The organism is Parabacteroides sp. AM17-47, assembly GCF_003434625.1.
GTDB classification, from domain to species: domain Bacteria; phylum Bacteroidota; class Bacteroidia; order Bacteroidales; family Tannerellaceae; genus Parabacteroides; species Parabacteroides distasonis.
In genome coordinates this window covers 1-14,201 of sequence record NZ_QTLI01000022.1, presented here as the reverse complement: position 1 = coordinate 14,201, position 14,201 = coordinate 1, and the positions used below count along the sequence as shown (strand labels likewise).

At 41.0% G+C, this 14,201-nt stretch carries 10 protein-coding genes and 4 pseudogenes; 8 read left to right on the top strand and 6 right to left on the bottom strand.

Annotation, left to right across the window (positions count from 1 at the left end; translation table 11 throughout):
- The 6 genes and pseudogenes from DW205_RS22595 to DW205_RS17100 form a co-directional block, all read left to right on the top strand.
- Positions 1-186 (top strand): helix-turn-helix domain-containing protein (locus DW205_RS22595; protein ID WP_233523156.1); only part of this gene is annotated, 186 nt, incomplete at its 5' end.
- A pseudogene (locus DW205_RS17120) lies at positions 186-1,251 on the top strand (AAA family ATPase). The gene DW205_RS22595 and the pseudogene DW205_RS17120, both read left to right, overlap by 1 nt.
- 163 nt (positions 1,252-1,414) lie before the next feature.
- Positions 1,415-2,380, top strand: coding sequence for a toprim domain-containing protein (locus tag DW205_RS17115; protein ID WP_121963122.1), 966 nt, complete (start codon positions 1,415-1,417; stop codon positions 2,378-2,380).
- 146 nt (positions 2,381-2,526) lie between these two features.
- Positions 2,527-2,910: a MobC family plasmid mobilization relaxosome protein gene (locus tag DW205_RS17110; protein WP_005863305.1), complete on the top strand. Its 384-nt coding sequence runs from the start codon at positions 2,527-2,529 to the stop codon at positions 2,908-2,910.
- The gene (locus DW205_RS17105; RefSeq protein ID WP_005863304.1) at positions 2,876-3,796 is read left to right on the top strand and encodes a relaxase/mobilization nuclease domain-containing protein; all 921 of its coding nucleotides are present in this window, start codon (positions 2,876-2,878) and stop codon (positions 3,794-3,796) included. The genes DW205_RS17110 and DW205_RS17105 overlap by 35 nt, the downstream gene beginning before the upstream one ends.
- A 4-nt stretch (positions 3,797-3,800) precedes the next feature.
- Positions 3,801-4,520 (top strand): hypothetical protein, encoded by a 720-nt coding sequence (locus DW205_RS17100; protein WP_005863303.1) that lies wholly within the window; start codon positions 3,801-3,803, stop codon positions 4,518-4,520.
- Between the two features lie 83 nt (positions 4,521-4,603).
- Here the strand turns inward: DW205_RS17100 and DW205_RS17095 are convergent, their stop codons facing one another.
- The 4 genes and pseudogenes from DW205_RS17095 to DW205_RS17080 form a co-directional block, all read right to left on the bottom strand.
- Positions 4,604-5,296: an SIMPL domain-containing protein gene (locus tag DW205_RS17095; RefSeq protein ID WP_005863300.1), complete on the bottom strand. Its 693-nt coding sequence runs from the start codon at positions 5,294-5,296 to the stop codon at positions 4,604-4,606.
- A gap of 23 nt (positions 5,297-5,319) precedes the next feature.
- Positions 5,320-7,323 carry an energy transducer TonB gene (locus DW205_RS17090; protein ID WP_005863298.1) on the bottom strand — a complete coding sequence of 668 codons (2,004 nt, stop codon included), beginning with the start codon at positions 7,321-7,323 and terminating at the stop codon, positions 5,320-5,322.
- 259 nt (positions 7,324-7,582) lie between these two features.
- Positions 7,583-8,701, bottom strand: a complete 1,119-nt coding sequence (locus DW205_RS17085) for a YhcG family protein (RefSeq protein ID WP_005863295.1) — start codon at positions 8,699-8,701, stop codon at positions 7,583-7,585.
- Between the two features lie 25 nt (positions 8,702-8,726).
- Positions 8,727-9,951 (bottom strand): annotated as a pseudogene (locus DW205_RS17080) (tyrosine-type recombinase/integrase).
- Between the two features lie 530 nt (positions 9,952-10,481).
- Between DW205_RS17080 and DW205_RS22340 the strand changes: the two are divergent.
- Both DW205_RS22340 and DW205_RS17065 read left to right on the top strand, forming a co-directional pair.
- Positions 10,482-11,102: pseudogene (locus DW205_RS22340) on the top strand (class I SAM-dependent methyltransferase); the annotation flags it as partial.
- A 5-nt stretch (positions 11,103-11,107) separates the two neighbouring features.
- The gene (locus DW205_RS17065) at positions 11,108-11,908 is read left to right on the top strand and encodes a GNAT family N-acetyltransferase (RefSeq protein WP_008777733.1); all 801 of its coding nucleotides are present in this window, start codon (positions 11,108-11,110) and stop codon (positions 11,906-11,908) included.
- Between the two features lie 61 nt (positions 11,909-11,969).
- Here the strand turns inward: DW205_RS17065 and DW205_RS17060 are convergent, their stop codons facing one another.
- Together DW205_RS17060 and DW205_RS17055 are read right to left on the bottom strand one after the other, a co-directional pair.
- Positions 11,970-12,986, bottom strand: a complete 1,017-nt coding sequence (locus DW205_RS17060; RefSeq protein WP_005863286.1) for a PDDEXK nuclease domain-containing protein — start codon at positions 12,984-12,986, stop codon at positions 11,970-11,972.
- 73 nt (positions 12,987-13,059) lie between these two features.
- Positions 13,060-13,644: pseudogene (locus tag DW205_RS17055) on the bottom strand (tyrosine-type recombinase/integrase); the annotation flags it as partial.
- Between the last annotated feature and the right edge of the window lie 557 nt (positions 13,645-14,201).

Sequence of the window (14,201 nt, the reverse complement as noted above, 5' to 3'; positions counted from 1 at the left end):
TCTAAAAGTTACCTGTACAAGCTGACTTCGGGTAACTTGATACCCCATTACAAGCCGCAGGGCAAAATGCTTTATTTTGAAAAGGCTGAGCTGGAAGCATGGTTGCGTCAGAACCCGGTGAAGACGCAGGCGCAGATAGAGCAGGAAGCGCAGAAGTATATCCTTAACCGTCCTCTAAAGAAATAATGGCTATGGAAAACAAGACGAAAGAGGAAATCGGACAAGGTACAGCCATGACGAAAGAAGATTTTGCAGCCCTTTGGAAAACCATTCGTCTAAAGGTGACGGACACTTATGAAGTACCGCCCGAAATTCTTTGGGTGAACGGTTCTACTATCGGCACGTTGGGCAATTTCAGTGCATCCACAGGCAAAGCCAAGAGCAAAAAGACATTCAACATTTCCGCCATTGTTGCGGCAGCATTGAAGAATGACGAGGTTTTGAAGTATTCGGCATATCTGCCACCGAACAAGCGCAAAATTCTCTATGTTGATACCGAGCAGAGCAAGTACCATTGCCATAAGGTCATGGAACGTATTTTGCGCCTTGCCGGACTGCCGACCGATAAAGATGTGGACGATTTTGTTTTCATTGTGTTAAGGGAGCAGACCCCCGACAAACGTAAGCAGATAATTGGCTATATGTTAGAGAATATGCCCGATGTGGGGTTGCTCATCATTGACGGAATCCGTGATTTGATGTACGACATCAACAGTCCGAGCGAATCGACCGACCTAATCAACCTTTTGATGCGCTGGTCAAGTGGGTATAATCTGCATATCCATACCGTACTGCATTTGAACAAGGGGGATGATAACACAAGAGGACATATCGGTACAGAGCTGAACAACAAAGCTGAAACCGTCCTGCAAATCACGAAAAGCACGCAGGACGGCAATATAAGTGAAGTAAAGGCGATGCACATACGTGACCGGGAGTTTGACCCGTTCGCATTTCGCATCAATGACAACGCTTTGCCCGAAGTCATGGACGGTTATGTATTCCAGCAACCCAAACAAGACAGGAACTTTCCGCTTACAGAGTTGACGGAACAGCAGCACCGGGAAGCATTGGAGAACGGTTTCGGCAAGCAGGTTGTACAAGGCTATTCCAATGTGATAGCGGCATTGAAGTATAGGTTACGAGCGTGGACGCAATGTCCTTGTGTCGCTTAACAAGTTCCTTGTGGACAAGCGCATGATTGTGAAAGAGGGTAAGGGCTATCGCTACAATCCCGATTTTCATTATTAAAAGTCGGTTTGGTTTAGTCCGGGTGTATATATAAGCGGAACGGACTGTCTGTTTCCCGGTATCGACAGCAGGCAGGTTTAGTATGGTACGGGTATATATATGACGGACTAAACAGGACTGGCGCACTTTTCAACTATTTTTTAATCCCCAAAAAGAAAATATTATGAACATCGCAGATGTGAAACAAATATCCATCGCAGATTATCTGCATAGTTTAGGTTATTCGCCCGTCAAGCGGCAGGGTAACGGTTTATGGTACAAATCACCATTAAGAGAGGAACACGAAGCGTCCTTTAAGGTGAATACAGACCGCAATCTTTGGTATGACTTTGGCGCAGGAAAAGGCGGCAACATCATCGCTCTGGCAAAGGAACTTTATTTTTCCGACAGTCTTCCCTACCTTTTAAAGAGGATAGAAGAGCAGACACCAAACGTTCATCCGGTCAGTTTTTCTTTTCCCCAGCATAGGACAGAGCCGAGTTTCCAACATTTGGAAGTCCGTGACTTGACCCATCCGGCATTGCTCCGTTACTTGCAGGGGCGGGGTATCAATATCGAACTGGCAAAAAGAGAATGTAAGGAACTCCATTTTACCAATAACGGCAGACCGTTCTTTGCTATCGGTTTCCCGAATATGGCAGGAGGTTACGAGGTTCGCAATTCCTTTTTCAAAGGGTGTATCGCCCCGAAAGACATTACCCATATACGGCAGCAGGGAGAGCCGAGAGAGAAATGTTTGGTATTTGAGGGCTTTATGGATTATCTTTCTTTCCTCACGCTCCGGATGAAGAACTGTCCGACCATGCCCGACCTTGACAGGCAGGACTATGTTATTCTTAACTCGACTGTCAACGTGCCAAAAGCCATTGACGTGCTATACCCGTATGAACGTATCCACTGTATGCTTGACAATGACGAGACGGGATATAAGGCGACACGGGCTATCGAATTGGAATACTCCTACCGTGTGCGTGACTTCTCGCACAATTACAGGGGGTATTCGGACTTGAACGATTACCTGTGCGGCAGGAAGCAGGAACAGAAAAACGCAGCCAGCCAAGTACAGGAAATAAAGCAGAAAACCGGACAACGTGCCGCCCCAAGACAAAAGAAGGGCAGGGGCATTTAATCCGGCAGGATTGCCAGCGGCTGGCGGTTTCATAGGGAGAGCAAGGTTATGTTTCGGTAGACCGAAACCACCTTGCTTTGCTCACCGCAAAGGAAACCGCTCCCGTTGGTCGCAATTTCTAAGACATCATTTAAAAGTAAAAAGGCATGAAAAAGATACAGGACAAGCCGGGCGGTCGTCCGGCAAAGAAACGGACGGAAAAGCAGAAAAAGGTAGTCAGCACGAAGCTGACCGAGTTGCAGTATTACGCCATCAGGAAGCGAGCCGGGGAAGCCGGGGTGCGCATCAGTGAATATGTCCGGCAAGCAGTTATTTCGGCAGAGGTCATACCCCGGCTGAACAGGCAGGATGCAGATGCTATCCGCAAGCTGGTAGGGGAAGCCAACAACATCAACCAGCTGGCGCATAGGGCAAATGCCGGAGGTTTTGCATTGGTGGCGGTGGAATTGGTGAAACTCAAAGATAGGATTGTTGAAATCATAAACCATTTGTCGGATGATTGGAAAAATAAAAAAAGGAAGCGGTTTTAAGGGTTGTGTGAACTATGTGCTTGGTAAGGAGCAGGCGGTTTTGCTTCATGCGGATGGGGTTCTGACCGAGAGCCGGAGCGATATAATCCGCAGTTTCTGTATGCAGACCGGGATGAATCCCGACTTGAAAAAGCCGGTTGGACATATTGCACTAAGTTATTCGGCAGTGGACGCACCCAAATTGACAGACGAGAAGATGGTACAGCTTGCACAGGAGTATATGCGTGAAATGAAAATCACCGATACGCAGTACATCATCGTGCGCCATCAAGACCGGGAGCATCCACACGTGCATATCGTGTTCAACCGTATAGACAACAACGGCAAGACCATTTCGGACAGGAACGATATGTACCGTAACGAACAGGTATGCAAGAAGCTGAAAGCCAAACATGGGCTTTATTTCGCCAAGGGGAAAGAGCAGGTGAAACAGCACCGATTGAAAGAGCCGGACAAGTCGAAATACGAGATTTACACGGCTGTGAAAAATGAAATCGGCAAATCCCGCAACTGGCAGCAGTTGCAGCACAGGTTAGCGGAAAAGGGTATCACTATCCAGTTCAAACGAAAGGGACAGACCGATGAAATACAGGGCATATCCTTTTCCAAAGGAGAATACACGTTCAAAGGCTCGGAGATAGACCGCAGTTTCAGTTTTTCCAAACTGGATAGATATTTCGGAGATACAGGTTTGAATGTTGCCGAAAGTCAACGGCAAACAGCTTTCGCACCCATTCGGGAACAAATACCCACACGGAGTAACGCAGAAAGTCCGTTTATAAGCGGTTCGCTCGGTCTGTTTTTTGCATCACCGTCCCCGGTGGATGAAGAGCCGAACTTGAATTTGAGAAAGAAGAAGAAAAAGAAAAAACGACTTAAATTGTAAAGACATGGAAGACAACTTGATTTTAGAGGGGCTTCTCTCTATGGTAACAGAACTGAAAGAGAAGTTGGAAGCGCAGGTAACGCCAGCCAGCCGGGAGGAAACTCTCGAACGGTTTGGAGCGATTGAACAGGCATTGTCGAGGCTGCATAGTAATCCGGCTGTTCCTGTGGAGAAGTTGCAGACTATCCAAAGTCAACTTGACGATGTACGGAACAAGATGCAAGGTCAGCAGCAGCATATCGAGGACACCAAGAGAATATCATTGGAAATCTATCGTAATTTTAAAATAATGGTTGATACCTTGAATTCCTACAAGACGGATAAAGAGGAAGTTGCCCCCTTGCCGTTCTATCAACGGATTTGCAACAAGGTTACTTCTTGGATTCGTCCGGGATTGTTTATTTTTTCGGCAGTGCTGGTTCTCTGTTCCGCTTCCATATGGTTAAATATCCGTTTGGCTACACGGATGCAGCAGTTACAGGACAATGATATGAAATACCGTTATTTGCTGATGCAGGGTTGGGCAAACGGAGAAGTCCTTGATATACTGGAAACCAAATTCAACTGGCAGAGGGACAATGATTTCATTCAAATTCTGACCGATTCTGTGATAGATTTTGAATATCGCAGCAAGAAACAGGCGGAAGCATTGGAACGTGCAAGGCTGTTGAACGAGCAAGCCGAACAGCTAAAGAAAGAAGCCGATAAGTTGGGTAAACCATAAACGAAGTAAAGCTGGAGTGATGAAATGAAAACTTTCTTACTCCAGCTATTTCGCTTTTGATATGTAATTTTGTGCTTAGCTTACTAATCAACAATTTCAAAACGCACCAGCATGGAATAGTCCTTTTTAATGGTACGGAAATTGTCGAATGAGGCAACATTCGATGATAGGACATTGCTTTGCGCTATCGGAAAAGCATTACCGCTATCTTTTTCCACAATGCGTATGACATTGCCTAATCTTTTACCCAAGGCTTCAACCAAATAAGTAGCTTTTCGCTGTGCAGCTTTTAGTGCTTCTATCTTTCCTTTTTGGTGATATGCCAACATATCTTTATTTTCCAATTCACCGATGCGCATCGTATTAATGCCTTTCGTATCTATGTGCTTGATTATTTCATCTATCTGTTTGAAATCAGTCAGTGTAATATCAAATTGCTTGGATATTAAAAAATCCTGTCCTTGCTTTCGCCAATAATCGCCAATCTCTTGTGTACGGATTACATCTTGCGTAATACCTACTTCGGAAAGTTTCTTTCGCAATCCTTGTTCTATTTGTGATAATGGCACTTTGGTGTGATACTCTTCGGGCTTAGACTTTCCATCAAATTCTTCCTCGAAGTATTCACGAATTTCAATGATGTAGTGAATTTTGTCCGGCATGATTTCTATTTCCGATGTACCTGTCACTTCAATGTAGTGTTCATTAACTTCTTGCGCTTGCGCAGTTAGAACCATAAAGAAGACAATAGCGGATAAAAATAGTTTTGTTTTCATGATGGTTAGGTATTTATTTGTTTTTAATCAGTTAAACGCCTGTTTTTCTTATCTATATAAAACCAAGTTTCGCTTTCCCAATAATGTTTTTCTCCGTCTGATTCAGGAACTACCTTTCGTTCACCTTTTAAAGTTGCTTTGGTTTTTCCTCCTTTAAATGGGTAGGCAAACTTAAATTGAGGTTCAATTATTACATTACCCAATGAATCGGCAAAACCTACCAATCCATCCTCGTCCATTATACGGAAAAGCCCTTCTTGTATGTAGTCGGGACCATTATCATATTTGAATACATAGAAAAGTTCTTTGCCCGCATCATTGATGCAGATTATTCGAGCGTCCTTTGGCTTGTTCTCATAAACAAAACCTATTTTTTTGATAGTATCTGTTTGACAGTATCTGTACTTGCCGTATGGCACAATGGTATCGCCCCGTTCATTCAGATAACAGACCGGAACACCCACCTCCAAATAAGGCTCTGTGGTATGGGCAGTCAGTGTGGCGTCATATCGCATCAGAATTGGAGTGTCACAAGAACTGTAGCCGATTATCAAAACATCAGTATGAGGGTTGATAGGAGTTGTCGGTCTATCCAATTTAAATTGAAAAACAAGAGTGTCCTTTGGGGCTGGTAAAGTTATAGAAATACCCGTTACAGCATTGAATGCATTTAGTGCAGCTCTTTTGAATTTTCGGTTGTTACACGAAATAACTTGGGGGTTGGTAATATATCCGTTACCATCTAATTTATATGTAACATAGACCATCCCTTCTCGATTCTTTTTCTGTAATTTAGGTGGATACTTACATGATTTGCTTAGAGTTTTGATAAGCCAATTATAGTTATTAACTTCATTTTTTGTTGGACTATCATTCTTGAATAAAACAGGTACAGTCCAAACAGAGTTCCGATATTCACCTTTACCATGAAAATTGATGGTAGGAGTCCACCGTGGCATACCTTTTATGATTTGCAATACTTGGTTGTCCCATTCTTGTATGCCACAACCTCGTAAGGTCTCTACCTTTATTATTTCTCCGTAAGAATCAATGCGTATCGTATAAATCCCTTTGATTTCTTTTTTACCGTTTAATAGATTGGAATCGTATGTTAGGCGTTCATTAATGTAGTTGGTAATTGCATACGGATTTGCTTTTTCAAAATAAGACACAGCTTCCCATTCCACAAAACTTTGTTTCAATTCTTCTTCCCTAACGCTGTCCGCCTTTACCCTATCCCTATAATGTTGGGGCAGGAAAGGGACATATACCGTATAAAGACACTCCATTCGTTTGCCGTTTTTGTTCCTGCAAGGCAGGCAGTGTGGAAGTTCTTTGGTCTGTCTGATGACCTCTTTGTCAAAATCTTCATGGATGGTCGTCAAAATGGTATTCCAGCGTGGTAGCCCTAATGTGTCAAGAGCAAACATCACTACGGAATAACCTGCCACATTCTTTTTTAGCAACTCTTCTGGGTATTTCATTTGGGAAACATAGTATTTTGTCAAATCGTAATCCCATACCGCCCATCGGGGAGGTTCTATCGTGGATAAATCTTTAATTGGTTCTCCGGTTATTTTAGCAACACCTTTATTCCAAATATCCTCTTTACGCCAAATACTATCCAAGCGTTCTTCGTTCTGCCTTTGTCCTTGAACACTGTTATCTGTTGTACATCTGACAGGTGTAACTCCGATTGTCAAACTTTCCGGCAGATATTGGAGAACCAACGTACTATCTGTCAGTTCTTGAATAATGTAATTCTTTTGAAAAGATTTTATTGTATCTCCATGCAAAGAGTAAGAATCGCATATTTCAGTTTGTTTTTCATCATATAGAAAGGTCTGTTTCCATCCAGCGCTGCGGAATTCCATTTCCATAGCATAGTGTTTGTCTTTGGGAAGTTGCACTTTCCATATTTTATTCTCTAATAAAGCAGACATATCTGCCGAATTCTTGTCTTGGGCTAAAAGTGGGCTGACAAGATTGAGAGAAAATATAAATAATATGGATAGAAAATATTTCATTCAACCAATTATATAAACAACATCCAAATATAATGTAAATGAGTAATAGAATAGCGTATTAAATAATTTATTTCTTCCTGTATTTGAATAAATTAACTTTTAATACTCAAGTAAAAATCAGTACATTTACAAGTTTAGTTCATACCTTTGTTTATATATCCAAAACGGACTAAACCTATTTTTTGTCGGCAGATTATATGTTGCTGGCGAAAAGAAAAACAGTATTCTTCTTTTCGCCAGTATTACTTTTTATGATAGGTTAGTAATTTGAGGAAGCAATGAACTCCTTTATTTCTTCCTCGCTTGGAAGTTCTATCATGTACTTCTGTACGAAGATATTCGGGTCTAATCCGGCAGTGGCATACTTAACCAATGTATCTCCCTTTTCTGTGCAAAGCAGAATACCGATAGGCGGATTATCATCCGGCTGCATCACTTCCGCCTTGAAATAGTTCAGATACATATTCAGTTGCGAAGCATACTCATGGCGGAACTTGTCTATCTTCAATTCCACAATAACATGGCACTTCAAGATGCGGTGATAGAACACAAGGTCGGCAAAGAAATAGTCCTCATCAATCAAGATACGCTTTTGCCGAGCTTCAAAACAGAATCCATGCCCCATTTCCAGCAGGAAGTGTTGTAGGTTGTCAAGAATGGATTGCTCCAAGTCGTTTTCTGTTACTAAGGCTCGTTCATTCAATCCTAAGAACTCTAAAGTAACAGGGGTGTTGATAACATCTTTAGGTTGTAATAGGGTTGCTTGTTGCTGGACTAAAGCGGAGAGGGCTTCTTTGTTCTTGGATAGTCCGCTACGTTCATAGTATAAAGACGCTATTTGCCGTTCCAGTTCTCTTGCAGACCAACAGCCACGTATTGCTTCCATTTCATAGAAAGCACGCTTTGTCGGATTTTCGATTTTGGAGATGAACTTTAAGTGAGAATAAGGTAATTTATTGAACAACCTTTCAGCAGGAATACTCCACTTATTATATTGTATTTCTGATGTTTGTAATTCGGCACACACTGAGTGCCGAATTGGTTCCGTGAATTCGGCGGACAGCGTGTGCCGAATTTCATTTCCTGCCATGATGTAGTGTAATACTTGTTCTTTCAGTTGTGGATAAACAAGGTACAGCCGCCTAAATTCACGGAATCTACGTTCATTCAGACCTTTTGTTTTCAGCCGTTGTTCCAGCTTTTTCAACAGTTGTTCACCGTATGCGGCACGGTCTTCTCCGTTCTGCTCAAATTCCACGATATAGCACCCCATAAGCCAGTTACGGGAAGTAAGTGCAAGGTTTACAGCGTGTGCGGCTTGTGCCTGCAACGTGTTCTGTATCGTACTGATATGTTTTACTAATGCTTCAAAGTCCATAGTTACAAAGATAAGTCTTTTGTGGTTAAAACTTTAGTTCGGGTAGGCTGTTTATTGCTTCCTCTTTCAATTTATCCACGGCACGGGTGTATTTCTCGGTATGCTTCAATCCGCTGTGCCCTAAAAGACTGGCTACCGTCTTGATATTTGCCCCATTGTTCAGAATGTTCACGGCAAACGAATGGCGGGCGCAATGCCAGCTTATATGCTTGTCTATTCCGGCTCTCTTTACCCAACGTTTTACTGATTTGCAGCAGCTTTCGTATGTAGGCAAATCGAATATCAAACAGTTCTTATCTGCCGGAGCTTCGCCAATAATGGATAATAGACCGTCATTCAAGGGGATAACCACACCGCTACTGGCTGAATGTCCCTTGGTCTTGCTTTGCTCGAATTTCAATAATCGGTTGGCATAATCCACATTTTTATAAGTAAGGTCTTTTACATCACAGAAGCGCAGACCGCAATACAGACAAAAGATAAACGCTCGTCTGATTGTGGGGTTTTCGTTGTCATAATGACAAGCTATCAGCTTTTGTATTTCTTCGGGAGAAAGCACATCTTTTCGAAGCATTTGGCTATCCACTTTACAGGTAACACTTTTACATGGGTCTTTCAACATTACATCATGGTCAATCGCATATCGAATAACTTTCTTGAAACGCTGGTAAATGCTTTTAGCACCTTCACCCACACTTCGGGATTGCAAATAGGCTACAAACTGCTCCATCATTTCTTTGGTGATAAGTTCCGGTTTGATACTAAACTCATTCATGGGGTATTGCTCTTTTAAGAAGTCCTTAAAACGGCTAAGCGCAATTTGCACCATGCGAATATCTTTCTTGGTATAGCTATTGATATAGGCTTGAAAGTAGTCCAAGAAATTAACAGCCCTGTCTTTCTTTAAGCGGTAACCCAACATGCTTTCTTTAAACTCCTGTTCACGCTCTGCACGTATGCGCATGGCGAGTTCCAAAGTTTCCTTGTTCTGTTGCCGTTCCGCAGGAGTACGGGGGTTTGTCTATCAGATACAGGCTAAGGTTTTCTTTTCGCCTGTTATGCTTTACTGCAAACTTGGGCTTGCCTTGCATTTTCCCACTATCGTAATACACCTGATTACCGTTTTCATCCAATACGGGCTTTTCCTCTCTACCTAAATAATACTCTAAGTAAAGGCTTATTCTACCGTCCGAGAGCTTATTTTGCTCCAACTTGGGGTTCTCTTTCGTTTTATTTTCTAACTTTGCCATTGTTTAGAGGTTTTATCCCGATTTAGGTACCGTAACCGGGTAATTACACTAAATAGTTGATTTTCTTTTGTTTTCCGATATTGCAAAGGTACAAAAGAAAATGAGATTTCAAAGTGTACTAAAAGTGTACTGAATAACAGAAAACGGGCAAAATAGGGCAAAAATGGAGAAAATAGGAAATATGCAAATAACTGATAATAAGGAAAATAAATTCTTTTGTTTTCCTATTATTTCTATGGCTTGTACCGGGTCTGGGTACTGAAGTTGAAAAGCTTGATTGAGTAATCAGTCAAGCTTTTTTTGTATGTAATTATTCGGCAGGACTATCCACGGCTAGACAATTTTTTGGGTCAGTCCAAAAACCCTGTGGGTATGTTAAATCAGATCAGGTTCTAAATAATGTTCATGCTATTTGGGTTGCAGAAATAAAGGAAGATAAGGTTAATCTATGGCATATCCATCCGGACACGAAAGAGAATAGAAATAAGTTTGGTATATAAATATGAAACAATGAATATTGGAGAATATAAATGAATATAGGTTACAAGGTTGGTGAGTTGATTTATGATGCAAATATATATGATGGATTAAATACCTTTCTATCTGATTTGCAATTCTACAAAAAGTGGCTACCGAAAAATAAGGAGGCTGAAATACTTGAACTGTGCTGTGGTACAGGCAGACTTACGATCCCCATTGCCAAAGATGGATACAGCATTTGCGGAGTAGATTACACACCCTCAATGCTCGAACAAGCAAAGATGAAGGCTATCGAAGCAGAATTAGTGATTGATTTCATAGAAGCAGATATTAGAATGCTCGACTTGCAAGAAAAATTCGACCTAATCTTTATTCCATTTAATTCAATCCACCATTTATACAGAAACGAAGATTTATTCAATGCGTTAGGATGCGTTAGAAATCATCTCAAAGCAGGAGGCTTATTTCTGTTAGATTGCTTTAATCCCAACATCCAGTATATTGTCGAGAGCGAAAAAGTGCAGGCAGTAATTGCCGAATATACAACGGATGATGGACGGGATGTGTTGATAAAACAAACAATGCGTTATGAGAGTACAACCCAAATCAATCGCATAGAATGGCACTATTTTATCAATGGCGAGTTTCATTCATACGGAAAGATACAAAACCAAAGATGAAAATGGACTTTAAAATCAGAATAGCGCAACAATCTGATAGTGCTGAACTGAGAGATTTATATAAGAATACCGTGCTTGTAGTAAACAGGCGTGATTATTCACAGGATGAAGTTGAAGATTGGGCATCATGTGGAGATGATCTTTCCAATATAGAGGAAATGATAAAGACTCACTATTTTATTGTGGCTGTTAATCAACTGTCTCAGATTGTAGGTTTTTCATCCATTACGCCGCAAGGCTATCTGCACTCTATGTTCATTCACGCAGACTTTCAAGGCAAAGGCATTGCAACTATGCTTTTGGAAGAAATAGAACGATATGCTATTACAAAAGGTATTATACAAATCACATCAGAAGTGAGTCTAACTGCTCGTCCATTCTTTGAGAAGCAAAAATACGTGGTGAAGAAGGAACAAAAACGACAGGCAAATAAATTGAATTTGACTAATTTTTGGATGGCAAAAACCTTATCTGTAATAAAACCATATCATGGTCGTATTCCTGCTTGTGGTGTGTTCTGTGGCGGTTGTCCAAGCTACACACGAGATGAAAAAAATTGTCAGGGAGCAGAGGAAAACAAAACCCGCTGTGAAAAATGTAGAACATTTTACCTGTGTTGCGTTGAGAAAGGAATAACACACTGCTACCAATGTCATCTATTTCCTTGTACTAAGTTCAAAGGTTTTACAAAACGTTGGTTAAAGTATGGACAAGACTTTATTGAAAATCAGAAATTTTTAAAGCAGGTGGGTGAAATGGAATTTTTGAGGTTTTATAATGAAAAGGTTACAGATTAAGTTTAGTCCATTTCTCTTGTATATCTAAAATGAACTAAACCTTTGTTTTTATTGAAAGTTGTTAGCCTATCTCCTTTGAAAGAAATTTCTTGATTTCTTCCTCACTGGGCAACTGGATTTTATACTTTTGTACAAAAATATTTGGGTCTAATCCTGCTGTGGCATAACGAACTAAAGTATCTCCTTTTTCAGTACAAAGCAAAATACCGATTGGTGGATTATCATCGGGCTGCATTACTTCTGCTTTGAAGTAGTTTAGATACATATTCAGTTGGGATGCATATTCATGGTGGAATTTGTCAATTTTTAAATCCACTATGACATGGCATTTCAGTATGCGGTGATAGAAAACGAGGTCAGCAAAGAAGTAATCTTCATCTATCAGTATGCGTTTTTGGCGAGCTTCAAAGCAGAAGCCGTGTCCCATTTCCAGAAGGAACTTTTGTAAATTATCAAGGATGGCTTGCTCTAAATCATTCTCTGTAACTAATGCCCGTTCATTTAACCCTAAGAACTCTAAGGTCAAGGGAGTATTTATTACATTCGCAGGCTGTAGTTGAACTGCCTGTTGCTGTACTAATGCAGAAAGAGCTTCTTTGTTTTTAGATAATCCACTACGCTCGTAGTACAATGAATCAATCTGCCGTTCCAGTTCTTTTGCAGTCCAGCATCCCCTAATCGTTTCCATTTCATAAAAGGCACGTTTAATAGGATTGTCAATAGCAGATATTGCATTCAAATGCGTAGAAGATAATCTGTTAAATAGCTTTTCAGCAGCCAATTTCCAGTCATTATTTGCAATTTCTGAAACCATTTGCAATTTGGCGGTTACTGACCGCCGAATCTCTGTTTCAAATTCGGCGGTCGGCAACCGCCGAATTCCCGAACCCGACATAACATAGCCTAAAACCTCTTCTTTCAACTGTGGATAAACAAGATATAAACGTCTGAACTCCCGGAATCTACGTTCGTTAAGTCCTTTGGTATTTAGTTGTTTTTCCAACTTCTTCAAAAGCTGCTCACCATAGGCTGTACGGTCTTCTCCGTTTTGTTCAAATTCCACGATATAACAGCCCATAAGCCAGTTACGGGAAGTTAGTGCAAGGTTTACAGAGTGTGCTGCTTGTGCTTACAGCGTGTCTTGAATGGCACTTCTCCGTATGTTTCAGCCCGCTATGTCCGAGCAAACTGGCTACTGTTTTAATATTAGCACCATTGTTAAGGATATTCACTGCAAATGAGTGACGGGCACAATGCCAGCTTATGTGCTTGTCTATTCCGGATCTTTTCACCCAACGTTTTACTGATTTACAGCAGCTTTCATAGGATGGTAGATTAAATATAAGCACATCTTTGTTGCCATCCGCAAGAGGTTCACCAATAATAGAGACCAAACCGTCATTCAAAGGAATGACTACTCCACTAGCAGAAGAATGCCCTTTGGTCTTATTCTGTTCAAACTTCAATAGCTTGTTTGAGTAGTCTACATTCTTATATGTAAGGTCTTTCAGTATCACATCGTGTTCGATGGCATAGCGTATCACTTTCTTGAAACGCTGATAGATACTTTTTGCTCCCTCGCCAACGCTACGGGATTGCAAATAGTCCACAAACAGAACCATCATATCCTTAGTGATAAATTCGGGTTTGATGTTGCATTCATATAATGGGTACTGTTCTTTCAGAAAATCCTTAAAACGACTGAAGGCAATTTGCATCATACGCAGGTCTTTCTTAATATTTATGGCTAATCAGTTAAAGAAATCCCTTTCTTTGGAGATTGAACGGTTCAATGCTTCGCAGAAGAAAGGATTTAGCTTTATGTTTTGATGTAAAATGCTTTTTCATAGTTCCTCTATAATAGAAGCTCACGCTAGTAGCCAAGAGGTAGTGTGGCATGTTTAGAACATGTATTCCCAAAAAGAAGAAGGAATCTGCTCTTTTGTCGAAAAAAAGTCTTATGTTTACGCACGATATGAAAAACAGGGTTTATATAGGCCCTGATATCAGTAAATAACCAACCTTGACATGTGTACAAACAGAGATAAGGCTATCTCTTTTGGGCGGGACGGCGGAGATGTCTGCCGTTTCGTTTTTTGTCTATGAGCCAGTGACGTGGTTGCTGACGAATCGTTGCCTCAAGATATTTTTCTGCAGATTCATCGTTCATATATTTCCAATATTAATCAAGTAAACGCTCACCCGATATTTATTGGGGACAGACTTAATTCAAAGGGATAAGACAAGAATCACGGATGTCAGCTTAATGCGATGAATGGTATCTTTTTGATTG

Coding starts and splice junctions, on each gene's coding strand:
- DW205_RS17115 (WP_121963122.1), top strand. CDS start 1,415: ATGAACATCGCAGATGTGAAACAAATATCCATCGCAGATTATCTGCAT.
- DW205_RS17110 (WP_005863305.1), top strand. CDS start 2,527: ATGAAAAAGATACAGGACAAGCCGGGCGGTCGTCCGGCAAAGAAACGG.
- DW205_RS17105 (WP_005863304.1), top strand. CDS start 2,876: ATGATTGGAAAAATAAAAAAAGGAAGCGGTTTTAAGGGTTGTGTGAAC.
- DW205_RS17100 (WP_005863303.1), top strand. CDS start 3,801: ATGGAAGACAACTTGATTTTAGAGGGGCTTCTCTCTATGGTAACAGAA.
- DW205_RS17095 (WP_005863300.1), bottom strand. CDS start 5,296: ATGAAAACAAAACTATTTTTATCCGCTATTGTCTTCTTTATGGTTCTA.
- DW205_RS17090 (WP_005863298.1), bottom strand. CDS start 7,323: ATGAAATATTTTCTATCCATATTATTTATATTTTCTCTCAATCTTGTC.
- DW205_RS17085 (WP_005863295.1), bottom strand. CDS start 8,701: ATGGACTTTGAAGCATTAGTAAAACATATCAGTACGATACAGAACACG.
- DW205_RS17065 (WP_008777733.1), top strand. CDS start 11,108: ATGAAAATGGACTTTAAAATCAGAATAGCGCAACAATCTGATAGTGCT.
- DW205_RS17060 (WP_005863286.1), bottom strand. CDS start 12,986: ATGGGCTGTTATATCGTGGAATTTGAACAAAACGGAGAAGACCGTACA.